Origin of the sequence: Mycobacterium sp. 852002-51961_SCH5331710 (genome assembly GCF_001665535.1) — a bacterium.
In the GTDB taxonomy this organism is placed as follows: Bacteria; Actinomycetota; Actinomycetes; order Mycobacteriales; family Mycobacteriaceae; genus Mycobacterium.
The window spans coordinates 61,951-80,643 of record NZ_LZSQ01000020.1; the positions used below are offsets into that span (position 1 = coordinate 61,951).

General features: G+C 63.5%; 17 protein-coding genes. 10 read left to right on the forward strand and 7 right to left on the reverse strand.

Annotated features, from left to right (window positions below):
- Nucleotides 1-43: 43 nt before the first annotated feature.
- The 3 genes from A5752_RS04030 to A5752_RS04040 form a co-directional block, all read right to left on the reverse strand.
- Nucleotides 44-922: a TIGR02391 family protein gene (locus tag A5752_RS04030; RefSeq protein WP_050597092.1), complete on the reverse strand. Its 879-nt coding sequence runs from the start codon at nucleotides 920-922 to the stop codon at nucleotides 44-46.
- Nucleotides 923-931: 9 nt separating this feature from the next.
- Complete coding sequence (locus A5752_RS04035) at nucleotides 932-1,279, reverse strand: YegP family protein (protein ID WP_231744957.1); 348 nt, start codon at nucleotides 1,277-1,279, stop codon at nucleotides 932-934.
- A 478-nt stretch (nucleotides 1,280-1,757) separates the two neighbouring features.
- Nucleotides 1,758-2,450, reverse strand: a complete 693-nt coding sequence (locus A5752_RS04040) for a TetR/AcrR family transcriptional regulator (protein ID WP_013471001.1) — start codon at nucleotides 2,448-2,450, stop codon at nucleotides 1,758-1,760.
- Nucleotides 2,451-2,550: 100 nt separating this feature from the next.
- Here A5752_RS04040 and A5752_RS04045 point away from each other — a divergent pair, with 100 nt between their 5' ends.
- The 3 genes from A5752_RS04045 to A5752_RS04055 all read left to right on the forward strand — a co-directional run bounded on the left by A5752_RS04045 (nucleotide 2,551) and on the right by A5752_RS04055 (nucleotide 4,277).
- Entirely contained in the window at nucleotides 2,551-3,066 is a 516-nt protein-coding gene (locus tag A5752_RS04045) for a PaaI family thioesterase (RefSeq protein ID WP_013471000.1), read from the forward strand.
- Nucleotides 3,063-3,734: a TetR family transcriptional regulator gene (locus A5752_RS04050; protein ID WP_067082409.1), complete on the forward strand. Its 672-nt coding sequence runs from the start codon at nucleotides 3,063-3,065 to the stop codon at nucleotides 3,732-3,734. The genes A5752_RS04045 and A5752_RS04050 overlap by 4 nt, the downstream gene beginning before the upstream one ends.
- A 78-nt stretch (nucleotides 3,735-3,812) precedes the next feature.
- Complete coding sequence (locus tag A5752_RS04055; RefSeq protein ID WP_064403597.1) at nucleotides 3,813-4,277, forward strand: DUF6188 family protein; 465 nt, start codon at nucleotides 3,813-3,815, stop codon at nucleotides 4,275-4,277.
- 48 nt (nucleotides 4,278-4,325) lie between these two features.
- Here the strand turns inward: A5752_RS04055 and A5752_RS04060 are convergent, their stop codons facing one another.
- Both A5752_RS04060 and A5752_RS04065 read right to left on the reverse strand, forming a co-directional pair.
- Nucleotides 4,326-5,375 carry an LLM class flavin-dependent oxidoreductase gene (locus tag A5752_RS04060; protein WP_064403596.1) on the reverse strand — a complete coding sequence of 350 codons (1,050 nt, stop codon included), beginning with the start codon at nucleotides 5,373-5,375 and terminating at the stop codon, nucleotides 4,326-4,328.
- Entirely contained in the window at nucleotides 5,372-5,968 is a 597-nt protein-coding gene (locus tag A5752_RS04065; RefSeq protein ID WP_064403595.1) for a TetR/AcrR family transcriptional regulator, read from the reverse strand. The genes A5752_RS04060 and A5752_RS04065 overlap by 4 nt, the downstream gene beginning before the upstream one ends.
- A gap of 73 nt (nucleotides 5,969-6,041) precedes the next feature.
- Between A5752_RS04065 and A5752_RS04070 the strand changes: the two genes are divergently transcribed.
- From A5752_RS04070 to A5752_RS04080, 3 genes are all read left to right on the forward strand, one after another.
- A complete protein-coding gene (locus A5752_RS04070; protein WP_064403594.1) occupies nucleotides 6,042-7,238 on the forward strand; it encodes a cytochrome P450 in 1,197 nt (398 codons plus the stop codon).
- Nucleotides 7,239-7,408: 170 nt separating this feature from the next.
- Nucleotides 7,409-7,861, forward strand: coding sequence for a PaaI family thioesterase (locus A5752_RS04075; protein ID WP_064403593.1), 453 nt, complete (start codon nucleotides 7,409-7,411; stop codon nucleotides 7,859-7,861).
- 58 nt (nucleotides 7,862-7,919) lie between these two features.
- Nucleotides 7,920-8,810, forward strand: a complete 891-nt coding sequence (locus tag A5752_RS04080) for an alpha/beta fold hydrolase (protein ID WP_064403592.1) — start codon at nucleotides 7,920-7,922, stop codon at nucleotides 8,808-8,810.
- Between the two features lie 130 nt (nucleotides 8,811-8,940).
- On the opposite strand, the gene A5752_RS04085 is transcribed toward A5752_RS04080, so the two are convergent.
- Nucleotides 8,941-9,810 (reverse strand): metal-dependent hydrolase, encoded by an 870-nt coding sequence (locus tag A5752_RS04085; protein ID WP_064403591.1) that lies wholly within the window; start codon nucleotides 9,808-9,810, stop codon nucleotides 8,941-8,943.
- Between the two features lie 104 nt (nucleotides 9,811-9,914).
- Between A5752_RS04085 and A5752_RS04090 the strand changes: the two genes are divergently transcribed.
- Together A5752_RS04090 and A5752_RS04095 are read left to right on the forward strand one after the other, a co-directional pair.
- Nucleotides 9,915-10,550 carry a TetR/AcrR family transcriptional regulator gene (locus A5752_RS04090; RefSeq protein WP_064403590.1) on the forward strand — a complete coding sequence of 212 codons (636 nt, stop codon included), beginning with the start codon at nucleotides 9,915-9,917 and terminating at the stop codon, nucleotides 10,548-10,550.
- A 328-nt stretch (nucleotides 10,551-10,878) separates the two neighbouring features.
- Nucleotides 10,879-14,001: an MMPL/RND family transporter gene (locus A5752_RS04095; RefSeq protein WP_064403589.1), complete on the forward strand. Its 3,123-nt coding sequence runs from the start codon at nucleotides 10,879-10,881 to the stop codon at nucleotides 13,999-14,001.
- Nucleotides 14,002-14,251: 250 nt separating this feature from the next.
- Here the strand turns inward: A5752_RS04095 and A5752_RS04100 are convergent, their stop codons facing one another.
- Complete coding sequence (locus A5752_RS04100; RefSeq protein ID WP_197500535.1) at nucleotides 14,252-16,288, reverse strand: GmrSD restriction endonuclease domain-containing protein; 2,037 nt, start codon at nucleotides 16,286-16,288, stop codon at nucleotides 14,252-14,254.
- A gap of 242 nt (nucleotides 16,289-16,530) precedes the next feature.
- Here A5752_RS04100 and A5752_RS04105 point away from each other — a divergent pair, with 242 nt between their 5' ends.
- Nucleotides 16,531-18,177 (forward strand): N-6 DNA methylase, encoded by a 1,647-nt coding sequence (locus A5752_RS04105; RefSeq protein WP_067082414.1) that lies wholly within the window; start codon nucleotides 16,531-16,533, stop codon nucleotides 18,175-18,177.
- A complete protein-coding gene (locus A5752_RS26985; protein WP_231983322.1) occupies nucleotides 18,167-18,664 on the forward strand; it encodes a hypothetical protein in 498 nt (165 codons plus the stop codon). The genes A5752_RS04105 and A5752_RS26985 overlap by 11 nt, the downstream gene beginning before the upstream one ends.
- The last annotated feature ends 29 nt before the right edge of the window (nucleotides 18,665-18,693 follow it).

Here is an 18,693-nt window from a genome sequence, read left to right on the forward strand (position 1 = left end):
TCGCGGCGGCGGTTCCAGCGCTTGAGTTCTCGCGAGTGATTGTTCACTGCGTGGCGTCGACGCTGTCGAGCCTGCACTTCTCCACCCAAGTCGCCAGAAGGCTTAAAGCGGCGAGCCTCTCGGCGGCCTCCTGCGCCGATAGCTGCGTCCGGTCGTGGGTGGTTGGGTTTCGGATCGCAGCATGGACGCCCGTCGAGAAACTCAACAAGCCGCGGTTCATCGATATGACGGTCTGGTCTTGATTACCTCCGAGCCAGCGCAATCGCGGAGCACCAGCCTTGGGTGGACTCTGCGAGAAGGCCTGCGTGAAAACGTCCTTGTCGTCGAGGTCAGTCCTTCCGGTGAGCTGGCGGACGTGGTCGATGACAGCGCCCACGGCGGATGACACCGCTTCGCGGTACAACTCGATGCGCCATTGGCCTCGAGCCGCGCCCCAGACCAAAGGGTGCATATCCTCGATGCTGATGTCGCCGGTGACATCGACACGGTCGACCATCGATTCAAGGATGCCGATGGTGTGTTCGGACGCGGCGAGGATGTCGTCCGGCTGTACGAGCGAGTGCGGCTGGGTGACAGTTATCCACATCTCGAACGGGTTAACCGGACCGCCGAATCCCGGGCGGGATATCCGCACACCGGTGATGTCGGGAAGATGCGCAATACGGCCAGCTGTCCGTGAGCAGCGGCCCTTCGCCGCCACCCATTCGTCGTCTGACACATCAGATCTCGGTGTCACGGCGGGCAGACTGGCGTAGCCGGCAAGTACCTCGTCAGGCAGGTCGGGACCAGCCATCGCCCGAAGCCCAGCGGTGAACTGACACAGCTCGAGCAGGGCGCTGAACGCCCGCTCAAAGTCGCGCACCTGTTCCGCTGCTCGCCGCAGGAACCGTGGATTCAACTTCAGATCGTCATTGTCACCCATGTACGCAGCTCAGGGCCCAGTCGCATACGGCGCGTTCGCCCGCACGTTCTCGGCGGCGCGCTCCGCGTTGTAAGAGCTGGCGAACGACTCACCTGAGGCGGCAACTTTGTCACTCGACCGCCATGCGCGCCACCGCCAGCTTCCGCCGACGTCCTGGAATGTCTCATACCGTGCTGCGGACCCGCCGGACTTGAAGGCATTTGCCGCTCTGGTGGCGTTGGCTTGCGATTCGAAGCCTTCGCCTGCCCAGGCGACCATCTCATGGTTGTCGCCGTACAAGGCCCACGTGGGATAGCGGTTGGCGTCACCAGTGACCGTGACCTTGAAGTACATCGGATCCTCCTGCCTGTTGACCACAGGTACGCAGTCAGCTCGCAACAGTCTTATCAAGAGACACCGACAGCCAGCGCTTGCGACGCAGCGAACAAACTCGCCCTCGAACAGACCTCTGATTTGGGCATTCACCCCACTCGGAATTCGACCCCTCTGCCAATAAGCACGATCACTTAACGACGGACGATATCCGGATAAAGATCCGCGGCGCAGACACCCCGCGTCCCAAGGATTGCGAGACCGCGGATGCGAGGGGTTGCCCGCGAGACACCTCACGGACGTAGGGGGAAGAGTTCTCAACGCGGGAAACGGCGGTCCGAACACTGAGGTGGTGCACTCACTTTGCCGGCACGAATCGTCACGCGGATGCCCATGGAATCTGCGCGCACGGCCTCGCCGATGATGGCGACGAACGGTCCTTCGATGCCATCGCCGACGCGATTTGCGAGAAGGCGAAAAGGGCCCGAAGACCAGCCGGCTGGACGCTGTGATTTCGTTGTGCCTAGCGAGCTAAGCGCGCGGGGCGGCCCGTCTTCTTGGTGGCGATCTTCGACTCTTTGGCGTCGCTATCGGTCTTGCGGTGGGCGGCGAGGAAGTCATCGACGATGTTCGCGCAGTCATTGTGAGTGATGGTGCGAAGCCCGGTCATTCGGGCGAAGGCGAGTGGTCCGACGAGTTGGCAGAGCGCCAGTTCCCGGTCGAAGTCGTCGAGTTCGGCTTGTGCTCTCGGGCTGGTGAGTATGGCGTCAAATGGTTGACGGTACTGGTCAACGACTCGGGCCCGTAGCGCCCCGGATGTGTGGCGCTCATCCGCTTCGTTAGTGGAGCCGGTGGGCCCCAATGAGAGCCACGCGAGTGTCGTGACATGCAGCGGTGCGTCGTTGAAGAGTGCGGCTTGGCGGCTGAGCAATTCGATCAGCTGCTCACGGAGGGGTCCGCTGGTCGGTGCCGGAGTGGTCACTTGCGGAAGTAGGCGTTCGAACGTGGCTGCGAGCAGATGCGACGAACTGTGGAAGTGGCGGTACAGCGTGGTTCGGGCCACTTTGGATGCTTTGGTGACGGCATCGATAGTGACCGCTTCCACCCCACCGGTGCTCAGTAGCGTTGCCGCAGCATCCAGCAGCCGGGTGCGTGACCGGATGCGCCGCGGGTCCACGTCATCGTCAGGGACTGGCGCTGACTGACTGTTGCTCACTCATTCACCTCGGGCGGTCGATTTTCACGCGATGTTGTCCTGGCAGTCTAGCAGTGTGGTACTAACGGTAGCGCAGCGAAACCGATCGTATTGGGGGGTGATGGTGCCCAAAAGCGTGTTGCCGCCGGAGCGGCTGCCCTCGCACACCACGACCTGCATGGGTTGCGGCCCGGACAACCCTCACGGACTGCGGCTAGTGGTGCATCGCAGCGGCGACGCGGTGTACACCGATGTGAGGTTCGACGAGCGGCATATCGGGGCCCCGGGCCTGGCTCACGGCGGGGCAGTGGCCGCCGCATGTGATGACGTCCTGGGCTTCACGTTGTGGATCGCCGGCACCCCGGCGGTGACCCGCACCCTGACGGTCGAATATTTGCGGCCGGTGCCGCTGCATCAGACCCACCGGATTACTGCCCACATCGTCTCTCGTGAAGGGCGGGCGCTGCATGTCACGGCGACAGGCACGGGTGAGGGTGGGATCGCCCGCTTCACCGCCAGTGCAGTGTTCATTGTCGTCAGCCCTGAGCACTTCGCCGCACACGGCGATGTCAGCGCTTTCGGCGATCTTCTGGAGCAGTTCTCGCGCCGCGGCGGTCTGGACCCGGGGCCGTCATGACTTTCCCTCAGGCGCGCAGCCGCGGGAAAACCCTGCCTTCGGAAGCGAACTCGGTCGCTGCAGAGAAGCGGGCCGCTAACGCGTCGCGTTCACGCGCCTCCGCACGGCGCCGGGAAACGATTCTGGATGCAGCTTTGGCCGTGGCTGCGTCGGGTGGTTACGAGGCGGTTCAGATGCGGACGGTTGCCGAGCGGGTCGGCATCGCCGTCGGCACGCTTTACCGCTATTTCCCGGCGAAAACCCACTTGCTGGTAGCAGCGCTGACGCGCGAGTTCCGTCGACTCGACTCGGCCGGCGACTGGGCGAGTGGTGAGGGCACACCGCTGGAACGGCTCGAACGGCTCACCTCACATCTGCATGACCGCTGGCAGCGCGACCCATGGCTGACGACGGCCATGACACGGGCCTTCGCCGTCGCAGACACCCGCGCCGCCGCGGAACTCGACCGCGCGGCCGATGAGATCCAGATCCTGCTGGCCCGCACGCTCAGGGGCGGCGAGCCCACCCCTACCGATCTGCACGTCGCTGGGGTCATCTCCGACATCTGGTTGGCCAACCTCGTGACCTTCAGCGGCCACCGCGCGACAGCCGCCGACACCCGCGACCGCATTGACCGAGCCACCAGGCGCGTCGTGACCAGCGCTGCTAGGCCCACCGCCAACCGATAACGATACTACTGATATCGCAGCGCTACTTAGCGTACTCTTTGGGGATACGGCTCAACGATGCGTCGAAAAGAGACTGCCATGTACACCCAATGGATCGAAAACCTTGTTGTACAACGCCTCTCGCTGCATGGCGGCCTGGTTCTGGATTTCGATGACTACAACGAAATCGTCATCTCCTGCCCCCTGCTATTGACCCTTCCTGCCGTCGGCACCTACCCCATCGAGGCGGTGCGTATTGACCCCCTCAGGATCGCGACCCACGAACGCCCACTGCTGAACCTCGCCGGCGCAGTGTGCACCCAGGCCTGTTCCAGCGACGATGGAGGACTACACCTGAGCTTCTCGCGCGGACATCGCATCGATGTCGATCCCGACGCTGAACAGACAGCGTGGGAGTTGTATGGTATGCGCCACGGCTACATGGCCTGCCTACCTCAAGGACGGGTACGCGTGGTCCGCCATGACCTCCCCGACACCGACGACGCCAACATCGTCAACAGCGCCACGCAATCATCGGCGGGGTCGGCGCGGCAGACCCACTGATGCGGCCGCGGACGCGGCGACGGGTCGACTTGGGCGGCAATACGTGGATCAGGTTGAACGTGGACAGGACCGCCCTGGCGACATCGAGGCGGGCGAGCATTCCCGGATGATGCTGGCGAAGTTTTGCTGCACGCGTTCCGCAGCGATGCCGACCGATGGTGAATACAGCATGATGTGGTCGAGGACGCCTTCGTAGCGTCTCAGTTGTTCACGGACCTCGTGTGCCGTCCCGGCGACACCCATGGTGTCGATCATCTCCTCGGACACCGCGGCGAACATCGCCGGGAAATCGCGCTGGGCGAATGCTTCTCGGATGGTTCGGCCTTCGCTGGCGAAGCCGTTCACATCGAGTACCGTCTCGTAGGATTTGACCGAGGAGTAGAACGCAATCTGCTGCGCCAGTTCGCGCCTGGCGACCTCGGTGTCGTCGTGGATGGCGCACATCACCATGGAAATGATTTCCACGTCATTGGGGTCGCGGCCGGTGTGCGCGGCACCCCTGGCGATAGCGGGCCGGACGATCTCCTCGACGTAGGTGGTTGTGAACAGCGGATGTCCGGCCAGGCCGTCGGCCACCCGCCCGGCCGCCTCGCACATCCGGGGCCGGACACCGGCAGTGACGATCGGGATCGGCCGGCTGGAGGGTCCCATGTCGCCGGTCGGGGTGAGATTCATTCTGTAGAAACGGCCCTCGTGATGGATCGGGCCTTCATGCAGGTTCCATATCCGGCGCAGCAGCATCACGAGTTCTTCCATCCGCAGGGCGGGTGCGGAGGTGTCGGGCACGCCGTGCCAGTCGCCCATCATCCGTTTGGTGCCGTTGCCGATGCCGAGTACCAGTCGTCCGTTGGAGAGTTCGTCGAGGTCGCGTGCCTCGGTGGCCAGCACCAGGGGGCTTCGGCCGACGCCGTAGAGAATGGAGGAACCGATCCGACAGTTCTGTGTGCTGTTGGCCATCGCGGCCATGGAGATCGATCCGGACCGAGAGTAGAACTCGGAGGCCCATACGGCGTCGAACCCGGCCGCATCAGCGGCCTGGGCGGTTTGGGCCAGTGACTTCAGATCCCCGCCGAGAACCGACAGGCCGTAGGTGCTCATGACTGGTCTCCTGTGCGCGGGCGCAGGCCGTCGAACATGACGGCGCTGAGGGTGCTGGCGACCACCGTCTCGTCGAGGTGGTTCTCGGTGACCAGGTACATGAGTGCATTGATGGTGACCGCGCCGAACAGCGCAATGGACGTCGATCGTGCATCGGGCTGAGCGACGAGGGATCCGTCGCGGGCCCCTTCGATGAGCAGAGTTTCGACGGGTTGTTGGTAGGCGGTATTGATCATCTCGGCGATGGCCGGCATGCGGGCCGCTCGTCCCAGTTCGCCGATGAGTGCACGGCATACCGCTGGCCGCTGCGCCATTGCCCGCAGTTGTGCGCGGATGACGAGTTCGAGGCGTTCGGCACCGGTGCCGTCGGTGTGCACGATCGCGGTCACGGCATCGGAGATGTCCTTGAGGAGGTCTTCGAGCAGGAAGGCAAGGATGTCCTCTTTGCCGGCGAAGTAGTAGTACAGCGTCGCTTTCGGCACACCGGTCACCGCGGCGACGTCTTCGATCTTGGAGTCGTTGAGCCCCTTCTCGGCGAACAAGTCCGCCGCGGCGGGAAGCCGGTCAGAGATCTGACGTGGAATCTTGCGCATTGCCCCCCTGTCCCGGTCGGCCGGTTTAGACTGCGAGTCTAAACCGTCGTTACTTTGGTGGTCGGAGGTCTTGGTGGTCTCGGTGCAGATTCGTTACGACCCGTTCGACGCCTCGATCCTCAACGACCCCTATCCGACGTATCGGTCGTTGCGTGACACGGCTCCGGTGTACCGCGCCGAGGAGTCCCATACCTGGGTGTTGAGCCGGCACGGCGACGTCCAGGCCGCAGCACTGGATCACGGCACGTACTCCTCGGTGGACGGCATCTTCCCCACCCCGCCGGGATCGGACTTCATCGGCTCGTTCCTGCCGATGATGATCGTGATGGACCCTCCGCGCCACGACCAGTTGCGTGCCCTGGTGAGCCGGGCGTTCACCCCCCGGCGGGTGGCCGGGCTGCAGGGCGCCATCACACAGATGGCCGCGGAGTTGTTCGAGCGCCTCGACGAGGGCTCCGGATCGGCGGACTTCGTGACCGACTTCGCCGCGATCCTGCCCGCCGCGGTGATCGCCGATCTGCTGGGCGTTCCCGCCACCGATCGTGATCAGTTCCGATTGTGGTCGAGCCAACTGGTCCAGGTCGACGTCAACCACGGACAAACCACCGACGCACTGACCGCCGCCACCTCGATCTACGCCTACTTCACCGACTTCCTCGCCGACCGCCGCAAAAACCCCCGCGAGGACCTGATGTCGGCGTTGGCCAACGCCACCGTCGACGGGATCGGACTGACCGACGAGGAAGTCCTCGGCTTCTGCGCGCTGCTGCTCGTCGCGGGCTACGAGACCACCACCAATCTGCTGGGGAACTCCGCGGTCGTACTGGCCCAGCATCGGCAGACCCGCCGACGCCTGGCCGCCGATCGAACACTGTTGGGGCCGGCAGTCGAGGAGTTGCTGCGCTACGACTCACCGGCACAGGGACTTTCACGAACCCTGACCCGCGACGTCATCCTGCATGACACGACGATGCGTCAAGGTGAGAAGGTGCTGCTGTTGTTCGGGTCGGCCAACCGCGACGAGCGTGCCTTCCCTGATCCTGACGTGTTCGACATCGAGCGCACCAGTGAGCACCAGGTCGCCTTCGGTCGCGGCATCCACTTCTGTCTGGGTGCGGCACTGGCGCGGATGGAGGCCCGCATCGCTCTGGATGCTTTGTTGGACAAGGTGCCTGACTGGGAGGTCGATCTTGAATCGGCGCGGCGGCTGCGGTCCGGACCGATCCGCGGCTACACATCGCTGCCCATCACTTGGACCACGCCGGTCTAGCCCGTGCCCCTCTTCGACGACGCGTCGTGTGCTTCACCGCGCGGCCAGGTTCATCGCCGTCGATGTCGAGCACTCCGCGCGCACGGCGACCTCGGCGCATTCGGCGACATGCTCAAACGATTCGCGGGCTCGAACGGTGATCGACCCATGACCGGACAGGAGGCAGGGGCATGGTGGTGGCAGTGACATTCGCGCACTTCGATGAGCAGATCGCCGACCAGCTGCTCAGATCGGCGAACACAGCGGGTGGACTGTCGACGTTTCTGAGCTTTCGGCACACCGAACTCGCCGCCGGTCGGCTGGTGGCAGAGATGGAAACCCGTGCCGAACTGCTCACACCCTTCGGCACCCTGCACGGCGGATGTCTATCGGCGATGGTCGACCACTGTCTCGGAGTCGTGTTCTACCCCGTCATTCCGGCCGGATCATGGGTCGCCACCACCGAATTCAAGCTGAACCTGCTGCGACCCGTGTCCACCGGTGTGTGTGTCGCCGTCACCGACATCGTGTCGCTGGGCAATCGCAGTGGAGTAGCGCGCATCGACATTAGCAACGGCGACAAAGCCGTCTGCGTAGCCCAGGGCACGGTCACGATCGTGAACGCCGCGGGCAACGCACAATGAAGGCGCTTGTAGCCGGTCGCACGCTTCGGGCGGACTCCGATCTCGCCAGGAAGGTGTCATGACCTCCGCCGTGCAGCATCGGGTCCGAACCCAGGACGGGATCACCCTGGCCGCCGACTGCTACGACCACGATGACGCCCGTCCCGTCGTGCTGCTCCTGCACGGCGGCGGCCAGAACCGGCACGCGTGGAGCACTTCAGCGCGTCGTCTCCACGCATGCGGATACACAGTCGTCGCCTACGACACCCGCGGTCACGGCGACAGCGACTGGGACCCAGCCGGCAGGTACGACATCGAGCGACTCGCGACCGATCTCCTCGCCGTGCGTGAGCACTTCAGCGCCGATACCGCCCCTGCCGTCGTAGGTGCATCCCTTGGGGGCATGACCGTGCTCGGCACGCATCTGTTGACATCCGGGGCGTCGTGGACGGCGGTCGTCCTGGTCGACGTCACCCCGCGGCTTGAATTCCAGGGCGCTCGTCGCGTGGTGACGTTCATGGCCGCACATCCCGATGGCTTTGGCACCCTCTCCGACGCCGCCGAGGTGATCGCCGCGTACAACCCCCATCGCTCGCGCCCGGCCAACGTCGACGGCCTGCGCAAGGTGCTACGGCAGCGTCACGACGGCCGCTGGATCTGGCGGTGGGACCCGGCATTCATTCACTCCAACTTCGACTTCCTCCGCGACGAATCGACCACGGGAACGGAGCAATTCGACGCAATCAGCCGCCTGCTGATCGACGGAGCCCGACGGGTCAGCGCCCCAACACTTCTCGTAAGGGGTCTGTTGTCCGACGTGGTCTCCCAAGCCACCGTCGACGAGTTCAAGCAACTGGTTCCCCACGCCGAGACCGTCGACGTATCCGGCACCGGACACATGATCGCCGGCGACGACAACGACGCCTTCGGCTCCGCCGTCACCGAGTTCCTCGGCCGGAGCTTCCTGTAGGTCGCGACGTGATCGAGCACCATCGAGCGGCCAGTAGAAAGGACTGGGCTTGACTTCACTGCGCGCGGAGCGAAGCCCATGAATTGTTCTTCGCTTAGGCCGACTTTGACCGCGACGGGCTCTGGTCGAGCTAGACGTTACTACGCATTTGTTGGCCACCATCGGCGTCGAAGAGTTCCTTGGTCCAGCGTTCGAGGATTTCTGCGCTGTCCCAGTCGTCGGGATGAAATCCGGCGCGGGTGTAGGAACGAAAGCGCTCAATTGCTGCTGGGCTGAATAGCGGGTTATGACGGAAACCTCGAAGGCTGCGCAGCAACCGCACCGGGTTGTAGGCGGCACGGTCACCGGCCAGAGAGCGGGTGGTCTGGATGACCAACTCGCTGAACAAGAGGAGGCTGGCGATCCGCATCCCCCAGACCCTGGTGCGTTCGCTTCCACCGACCGTCTCGTAGACATCGAAAGCGACGGCCTTGTGCTCGCATTCTTCCAGTGCGTGCCAGAGCAGAATAGGCCGCACTTCGGTGTCGCCGATCAATTCTTGAGCTTCGTCGCTGGTGAGAATGATCTCGGCGAATGTCGCTGTGTAGTGCTCGAGGGCGGCCGTCACAGCCAGGCGCATCTTGGGAGAAAAACGCTTCTCAAGTCGGCCAACCAACTTCTTGATATGGCGATCGATCCCCTCGGTGGGATAGCCCATCGCTTGGAGCCGATCGTTGAGCAGCCGATGCTGGTGTCGGTGCGTGGCCTCTTGTGCAATGAATCCCTTGACCGCCTCCTTGAGGTCAGCGTCGCTGATGTGGTCCCGATACTCGCGGACTGACCGGATGAAGAAGTCTTCGCCTTCGGGGAACGTGGCCGACAAGGTGGACACAAAGTGGCTCATCACCAAGTCGCCATCGACGAAGTGCTGCCGACTGGTCCCAGCAGGCATGTCGAATCGAACACGGCGGGGCTTCGGGACGACCCTCGTGGTGGGCCGAGTGAACGAATCGTCGCTCATGTTGTTCTCCCGTTCGTCAAGGGCACGCTGGCAATCTGACTCTAAGCCTTGTCAGAATTAGATGGCAAGCTATCCACGTGGTTTCGGCGCGGGTGTATAGCGGGATGTCCGCCGAGGAGCGTCACCGGAACCGGCGCACCCGTCTCATCGAGGCCGCAACCGAGTTGATCGGCACGCGCGGTGTTGCCGCCGCCACTGTGACTGCCGTCTGCGCTGAATCAGGTGTCACGTCACGCTACTTCTACCAGCACTTCTCCGGCCGAGACGCCCTCCTGCGGGCTGTCTACCAGCAGCTCTATGCCACCTTCCAGGAGGTGATAGTCGACGCGATCCCCGATGCCGGCGAGCCACCGGAGGTGCTGGCGTACGCGCCGATCCACAGGCTGGTCAGCATGATCGACGACGACCCTCGGCTGGGTCGGATCCTGTTCGTGGAATCTGCAACCGAGCCGCTGCTCCGAGAGCTACGCAGCGAACTGATGGCCGGTTTCACCGACCTCGTATTGCGCGAGGCCAGACTCCACCTCGACATCCCCGACTCCGCCGTGGGGGTTGCCCATTTGGCTTCGACCTTGGGCGTGGGAGGGCTATTCGAAGTCTTGCGCCGCCGACTCGACGGAGAACTGGAGTTCACCACCGATGAACTCGTTCAGCACTGCGCAGGTTTCCTGGGCAGCCTAGGCAATTACGTGCTGCTGCAGAACACGGGCCAGTCGGCCACAACCGAAGCGCAAACCTAGAGCTAGCGGCCCCGCTACGCGATGTGGCCGTCCGTGCGCTCGATGTCAACGTCCGAGACCAGCAACAGCAAGACCTGAACAACATCCAAGGCCAATGCCGTCGACTGAACAACGTCGGCCTGGCTTCAGAAGCCAACTGAGTGTTCGACCATTCCCTGCCGGCTGTGACCGGCGGCCGGCGCTGGACTCGATAGCGGCCGCCTGTCCTTCCCCAGTCGCGCATTGCGCGGCCTGGCGTCCTACGACGCCGTCACCACTTGCACTACATGCGGTAGCGTAGCGATACCGACAGTATCGATCGCTACCATTCGCTATCAGTGGAGGTCCAGTGACCGACGGCACTGCAGATTCCCCAAGCCAGGCCACGCGCCGTGACCGGCGGGCCAACGGATCACCCGACCCCGCCGACACCCGCGAGTACAGCGAACGGTTGGCGACGCTCGCCCGATTCACCCTCCGGCACAAAGCCCTGGTCATCGGGGTATGGCTCGGCGCCGCGGTGGTCCTCGCGCTGCTGTTCCCCCAGCTGGAAACCGTGGTGCGCCAACAGTCGGTGGACCTCATTCCTCGCGATGCGCCGTCCTTGCAGACGGTTGACCGCATGAGCGCCGCGTTCGGCGAAGAAGGCTCGAAAACCATGGTGTTCGTCGCCATGGAAGACCCCAATGGGTTGACTCCGACTGCACGGCAGCGCTACGGCGAACTCGTGAGCCGGTTGCAGGCCGAAGGCGACCACGTCCTTCTGGTGCAGGACCTACTGGCCGATCCGATTACCGAAGCCCAGGCGGTCAGCGCCGATCGCAAAGCCTGGTATCTGCCCGTCGGCGTCACCGGCACCCTCGGAGACCCCACGGCCGCCGAATCCGTCAACGCGGTGCGCGACATCGCGGCGGAGGTGTTCACCGGCTCGACCACGACTGTGCAGGTAACGGGACCACCGGCGACCTTCAGCGACATGATCGCCTCCGCCGAGCACGACCTGCTGCTGATCTCAATCGCTACCGCGGGCGTGATCGCCCTGATCCTGCTGATCGTCTACCGGTCGGTGTTCACCGCGCTGTTACCGCTGCTGGTAATCGGGTTGAGCCTGGCAGTCGGGCGCGGCGTGCTGTCCGCCCTCGGCGAGTTGGGCATGCCGGTCTCCCAGTTCACTGTCGCCTTCATGACGGCGATCCTGCTCGGCGCCGGAACCGACTACACCGTGTTCCTGATCAGCCGATACCACGAACAGCGCCGCGCCCAAGTACCCGCCGATCAGGCCATCATCCACGCCACCGCCAGCATCGGGCGCGTCATCCTCGCCTCCGCCGCCACCGTCGCACTCGCGTTCCTGGCCATGGTCTTCGCGCGGCTCAGCGTCTTCGCCGCCCTGGGCCCCGCGTGTGCCATCGCCGTGCTGTTCGGATTTCTGGCCACCGTCACCCTGCTGCCACCGGTGTTGTCGCTAGCCGCCAAACGCGGCATCGGTGAGCCCAAACCCGATCGCACCCGCCGCTACTGGAACAGCGTCGCCGTCGCCGTGGTCCGCCGTCCCGTGCCACTACTGATCGTCAGCCTGGTCATCCTGCTCGCCCTGTCGGCAGCCGCCGCAACCATCAAAATCAGCTACGACGACCGCAAGGGACAACCAGACACCACGGCCAGCAACCAGGGCTACCACCTGCTGGACCGCCACTTCCGCAAAGACGTCGTCATCAGCGAATTCCTCGTCGTGGAAAACCCGACCGACATGCGGACCGGGAAAGGACTGGCCGATCTCGACGAGATGGCCTCCCGCGTCTCCCAGATCCCCGGCGTCACCAAGGTTTCCGGAGTCACCCGCCCCACCGGAGAGCGCCTCGACCAAGCAGAACTGGCCTGGCAGAACGGCCAGATCGGCGACAAAATGGCCGGCGCGGTCGCCGAGGGCAACTCCCGCAAAGACGACCTCGCCAAACTCACCGGCGGCGCCGACCAGCTCGCCGACGGCCTCGCCCAACTCGACAGCACCGTGCGCACCGCCCTCACACCACTGGCCGGAATCCTCACCCAAGCCCAATCCGCAGGAACTCAGGTCAACCAGTTCCGGCCGCTGCTGCAACAACTTTCCGCCACTGCCCCCGCCGTCGACCAAGCCATCCAATCCGGCCCAGGACTACGACCGCTGGCCAACCAAGCCCAAAACGCGATCACCCAACTCGACCCACTCGTCGGCGCCCTCAACACCTCGCCGTGGTGTGCCACCACCCCGCAATGCGCCCAAATCCGCGACCAGGTGCAGATCCTGGTCACTCTGCGCGACAGCGGATTCTTCAACCAGATCGCCGACCTCGGGGACCGCTACGATCCCGCCACCAACGCCACCGTCGGTGGCACCCTCGCCAACGTCCAGAACGCAGTCGCCTCGCTGGACAAGGCATTCGGAGCCCTCGGTGACCCGGCCGACCTGGCCACCAATCTCCGCCGACTACAGGACGGAATCGGACAGCTCGCCTCCGGCGCCCAAGCACTCGCCACCGGCGTCCGCACCCTCGCCGACAGCAACATCGAAATGCTGTCCGGCATGAGCCAGATCGCCACCCAACTACAAAACTCTTCACGCGCAGCGGCCGACTCCGACTCCTCGAGCGGTTTCTACCTGCCCGCCAACGCATTCGAGAACCGGCAATTCACCGACGTCGCCGAACAATTCCTCTCACCGGACGGCAAAACAGCGCGGTTCATGATCGAAAGCAGCCACGACCCATACAGCGTTGAAGCCATGGACCTCGCCAGCCGCATCACCGACACCGCCAACACCGCACGACCCAACACGTCACTCGCCGACGCCACCGTGTCCGTCGCCGGCTTCCCCGCCGTAAACTCCGATATCCAACGACTCCTATGGGCCGACTTCGCACAACTGGCCATGGCCACCATAATCATCGTCGGCGTCATCCTGGTCCTACTGCTGCGAGCGCTCCTAGCACCGCTCTACCTACTAGGCACCGTCGTGCTCAATTACCTCGCCTCGCTCGGCATCGGCGTTGTGGTCTTCCAATGGGGACTGGGCCACGAAATCGCCTGGCCCGTACCGCTGCTGGCGTTCATCATCCTCGTCGCCGTCGGCGCCGACTACAACATGCTGCTCGTCTCACGGCTCCGCGAAGAATCCGGAACCAACATCCGCGTCGGCGTCCTGCGCACCGTGGCAAACACCGGAGCCGTCATCACCTCCGCTGGCCTGATATTCGCCGCCAGCATGTTCGGCCTCATGGTCGGCTCAGTCGCCATCATGATCCAAGCCGGCCTCATCATCGGCTTCGGGCTGCTGCTCGACACCTTCCTCGTGCGCACCCTCACCGTGCCCGCCATCGCCACACTCCTACGCGAAGCCAGCTGGTGGCCGACCAAAGCAACAAACCCGCGACGTGGTCAGACCAACGCAGGAGGCATGAAGGACGCACCTCACGTGCTGGTCCAGGAGAGGTGAGAAGCGAACAGAGCAATACCCGGCGCTACATGCCGACCAGCGTGAGGGCGTATTCACCCCGAATGAATACGACCCCTGCGCCAGTATGATCCGTCGATTACCGACGGACGAAATTCGACTGAGGCGCGCCCGGCAGAAACTAATACGCGAGGGCCGCGAGGGCGGGATGCATTCCGCGTCTGACGGTCTGGGCGGCGCGGAAGATGCCTACTTCGCTTCAGAAGGCGTGCTATCGAGCAGGGCTTCGAGCTCAGGAGGCCCGAGGCGTTGCGCTTGTGACGCCTTGTCGTTTGTCATCGAATTCGATGCCCTCCCCGATCAGCATCTCCATTGGATCGCGAGTGTCGGACGGGTCATGCCACTGGAACTTGAAGCTGATGGACCCATCACCGCTGAGGACGCGGTAAGCGTTCGTTACCGCGGGGTCGTGGGCGATGTGGTTTGCGGTCGGCTGTGCCGCCGTTCCTGCGAGTTCGGCTAGGTCGCCGTAGGACGTCCAAGAGCCTGCCGGGAGCGCTGCGACGGCATCGTCGACGCGTGTCCAGTCGAACCCAGAGCGCGCGGTCACAACCCCCGGCACAGGTGCCGACCACAGCGCGATTGCAGCTTCGGCGAGCACCTGCGAACGCTTCTGAATTTCGTCGACTCCCCACTGAGAAGCGGCGGCGAGATGCTCGTTGAGTTTGAGGTCGGAGTCCTGCAGGATCTCCTGCTTACGCTCAAAAAGCTGGTTCGAGAGCTTCGAGTTCCATGCCGTTAGCGTCAGATTTCCTAGCGTGTGGCCGAGGCGCTCGAAGACCTCGCGCGGATCATGTCCGGCATCGACCAGTTGCTTCTTCCAGCCGTCACTGAGCGTCTGCGGCATGACGTGTTCGATCGAGAGCTTGGCAGAGTCGAAGTCGAGATCGACCTCGGCTCGCAGGTGCGATTCCAGGCGCTGCAGAACCAATCGCTGCTGGTGCGCTCGCCCATTCGAGTAGTAGTGCACGGTGGCGATCCCATCGCGGACACGATCGTCGTCGGGCCACCGTTTGTCGCGAGACAGCTCGCGACGCAGCGCCACGTCAATCGGCTCACCCTGCGGAAGGTTGCCGATCACTGCAATGAAGAGCCGGTTCAGGACGTTCGTCGGTACATCGACAACGTAGCGCCTGACGATGAAGGACTCGATGGCTTCGAGGCAAGACTCAGCTTGCGCAGTGGTGGCGCGGCCGGCGTCGACTTCGGCATAGATGTGCAACAGCAACGGATAGGTTGTGCCGGCGCCCCAGCCACGCAAGAAAGCCAAATGCCTCAACGCCTTCTTGCTGAGACCGAGATCAGGTGCCGTGGAGTTCGGGTCTGCCGGTTGCAGGAACAGCGAGTAGTAGGCGCCTCTTCGCGCGAGCCTTTTGACGTGATCTTCGAGGAAATCGAGATCCGCTGCTGACGGTTCGAGGCGACTTCGCGCCGCTCGGTACACATCGCCTTGCTTGACGAAATCCCCCGTCGACTGGAGATCATCCCGAACAAGCCCCTCCAGGCCCTCCACTCCCAGTGCCTTTTCGAGAGGACGCCAGTGCTGCGTGTAGACCGTGTTCGAGCGCGGCCCCAACGCCATGAACAGGTAATTGCGCAACAGGTCGGATTGCGTCAGTCCGACGCCCGTCGCGTTTATCGACTCGAAGATCTTGTGGGGTCGCTCGCCCTCGGAAACAGTCACGAAGACGAGCGCCAACCGGTCACCGATCGTCGTCGCGAGCCGTTCCGGGACCAGCTCGCCAGCCTCGCGAAGAGCGCTGATCTTGCGCTGGAAGAATCGGTAGGCGTTCACGATCGCGCTATGTCCGGACACGTTGGCCAGGTCGGTCAGCACGCTCCAGTACGGAGCAGCGTCTTGGTCGCCCGGTACAAGACGCGCCCACCTCGCCGACCCCTTCGGCTCCGTGTCGTTGATTAGGTACTTCTTATTCAGCCGGTCGAATTGCTCAAGATCGTCGAGAGCCGCGACGTCCCGCAACGCCGCGAGGGCGATAGACAATGTCGTCAGGCGCTGCTGACCGTCGACGACGCGGAACTCGCGGAAGTCATGCAGGGGGTCGGCGTCCTTCTCGACCGCCACGATGCTGCCGATGAAGTGCTTTGGGATCGCCGTCCCCGCCGCGAGCGCTCGGTCTTGTTCGGCAATGTCTTGCCACAAGTCTTCTTGCTGACCCGTCTTCCACCGGTAGTGCCGCTGATACAGCGGAACTTGAAACTGGCGATCCTGGGTCATCAGATCGCGGAACGTCCCCTCCTTGGCGCGCATCTGACGCACGATAGTCGTCCCCGGCATGCAAGCCGTTCGTTCGACGGCACGAAGTCTCCACCGTCGTATCGGGCTGCCTCGCGGTCCCAGTGCCCCGCCAAGGATGCACCTCAACTCTCTCGTTAGTCACCGAGTCCCTTCAGCGAGTGCCCAGCACGCTCGGAGGTGTCGGATTCGACCGAGTTGACCGCGAAGCGGCGGGTCAGCGCTAGATTGTCGGTCTGCTCGGGCACGATAAACGCATGCTTCCCGGTGACAGCGTTTCGCAGCGGAAGGCTCGCGGCGCCTTCTTTACGCCAGTTCCCGTAGCGCGTTTCCTCGTCGACTGGGCCGTCCAGAGCCCAGATGACGCCGTTCTGGAGCCGTCCTGCGGCGAGGCTGTTTTCCTGCACGAAATCGGCCGACGAGGTGACCACTCTGGCCCTCTAGTTGGAGTTGAGCTGCACAAGAGTTCCGCCGCGGAATCGGAGCGAAGCCTGCGCGCTAGTGGAATCGATGCGACCGTCCATGCGCGTGACTTCTTCGCTCACTCAGAACTTGGCACGTACGACGCGGTGGTCGGAAACCCGCCCTACGTCCGGTACCAAGCCTTTGCCGGAGAATCACGTGCACGAGCCCGAGAGGCCGCCCTCCGCGCGGGTGTCGCATTGTCTAACCTCGCATCTTCGTGGGCGGCTTTCACGGTCCATTCCGCGTTGCACCTAAAAAGGGGCGGGCGGCTAGGGCTCGTTCTGCCAGCCGAACTTCTGACGGTCAATTATGCCGCCGGAGTTCGGCAGTACCTGATGGACCACTTCCGCTCGGTGGGTCTTGTGCTTTTCCATGAGCGAGTGTTCCCAGGCGTGTTAGAGGAAGTTGTTCTCCTTCTCGCCGACAGTTTCATCCCAGACGGTCACCACGGCGATCCGCGCCATATGCATCTGTGGCAAGTACGAGACGCTGAAGGACTGGCGCAACTTTCCGCCTCGCGACGATGGACTCCGCCGAGTAAAGGGGCAAAATGGTCGGCTGGACTGATGTCAGCAGCCGGCATGCGTGCATTCGACGCAGTTGTTGGCAGCGACGGGTTCACTCGGTTGGAGACCTGGGGTGACACAACGCTCGGGATGGTCACAGGCAGCAACCAGTTCTTCACTTTGTCCCCCGCCAAGGCAGGGGCACTTGGCTTAGAGACAACTGATCTTATCTCGCTGTCGCCTCCAGGCTCTCGTCACTTGCGCGGCCTGGGGTTGACGGAGAAGGCGCTGCGCGAGCTGGGCGCGAGCGGCCAATCGACCCATCTTTTTAGGCCGGCCAATGAACCCTCGGCGGCCGCTTGGAGCTATATCCAATCGGGCGAAGATCTAGACGTCCACCAAGCCTACAAATGCCGAGTTCGCACCCCATGGTGGCGGGTGCCGTATCTCCGCCCAGCCGACCTCTTCTTGACATACATGAATGCAGATACGCCGCGACTGACGAGCAATGGAGCTGGCGCTCACCACTTGAACTCAGTCCACGGCGTATACCTTCGAAAAGGTCTGAAGGCGGACGGCATGAACCTCCTGCCGATCGCATCGCTTAATTCGATTACCCTGCTGGGCGCCGAGACTGTGGGGCGAGCCTACGGGGGCGGCATGTTGAAGATCGAGCCTCGAGAAGCCGATCACCTTCCAGTGCCGTCGCCAACTTTGGTCCGCCGGAACGCGGAAGCTCTCCGCCGTATTCGGCCTGCTGTCGCAGCTCAGCTCCGCGCAGGGCGCCTACTCGACGCAGTTGCGTTAGTCGATGAGGTGCTGCTTACTGGTTCGATGGGCTTAAACCGGAAGCGTCTTCAGGCCATACGGCAAGACCATGCAGACCTCGCCGCCCGTCGCATTGCGCGGGGGAAGATCAACGGTGGCAAGTAAACCCAACGCCAAGGCACAAGCGTGGCCGCTATTCGACGCGATTGTTCACCAATCACCGCTGAAGGGCAGCAACCCGTGGATGCCAGACGGCACATTCGCCCCTGACTACGAGACGTTGCGCCAACTGCTTGCGGTGCCGTTGCAACTCGGCGCCGAGACCCGTTCAGGCGTCCCAGCGCTCGCCATCGACGTATGGATCGCGTACGAGCTGCGACGCGCTGGCCTCGACCCGGATTCAGTTTGGCCACGAGCCGAGGCGCCTCGAGTCGTGGATCGCGACGTGCTCAACTTCGTTCGAGCTGTCCCAAAGACGTTGGGCCGCGATGAGTTGTTGTCGCGACTGCGGAGAGGCGGCGGCACCGGTGGAGTGGGAACTGCTTCGGCAAACATCGCTGGCAAGAATTACTTCAAACAAGTCGACGTAATCATGTCCTCATGGTGTCAACGCCGGTTGAAATTTGACCCCTTCTCAACGGTTGAAAATTGACCCCCTTGGTGTTCATTCTTCAGTGGTCG

Coding starts and splice junctions, on each gene's coding strand:
- A5752_RS04030 (WP_050597092.1), bottom strand. CDS start 922: ATGGGTGACAATGACGATCTGAAGTTGAATCCACGGTTCCTGCGGCGA.
- A5752_RS04045 (WP_013471000.1), top strand. CDS start 2,551: ATGGTGCCCAAAAGCGTGTTGCCGCCGGAGCGGCTGCCCTCGCACACC.
- A5752_RS04050 (WP_067082409.1), top strand. CDS start 3,063: ATGACTTTCCCTCAGGCGCGCAGCCGCGGGAAAACCCTGCCTTCGGAA.
- A5752_RS04055 (WP_064403597.1), top strand. CDS start 3,813: ATGTACACCCAATGGATCGAAAACCTTGTTGTACAACGCCTCTCGCTG.
- A5752_RS04060 (WP_064403596.1), bottom strand. CDS start 5,375: ATGAGCACCTACGGCCTGTCGGTTCTCGGCGGGGATCTGAAGTCACTG.
- A5752_RS04065 (WP_064403595.1), bottom strand. CDS start 5,968: ATGCGCAAGATTCCACGTCAGATCTCTGACCGGCTTCCCGCCGCGGCG.
- A5752_RS04075 (WP_064403593.1), top strand. CDS start 7,409: ATGGTGGTGGCAGTGACATTCGCGCACTTCGATGAGCAGATCGCCGAC.
- A5752_RS04080 (WP_064403592.1), top strand. CDS start 7,920: ATGACCTCCGCCGTGCAGCATCGGGTCCGAACCCAGGACGGGATCACC.
- A5752_RS04085 (WP_064403591.1), bottom strand. CDS start 9,810: ATGAGCGACGATTCGTTCACTCGGCCCACCACGAGGGTCGTCCCGAAG.
- A5752_RS04090 (WP_064403590.1), top strand. CDS start 9,915: ATGTCCGCCGAGGAGCGTCACCGGAACCGGCGCACCCGTCTCATCGAG.
- A5752_RS04100 (WP_197500535.1), bottom strand. CDS start 16,288: ATGCGCGCCAAGGAGGGGACGTTCCGCGATCTGATGACCCAGGATCGC.
- A5752_RS04105 (WP_067082414.1), top strand. CDS start 16,531: ATGCTTCCCGGTGACAGCGTTTCGCAGCGGAAGGCTCGCGGCGCCTTC.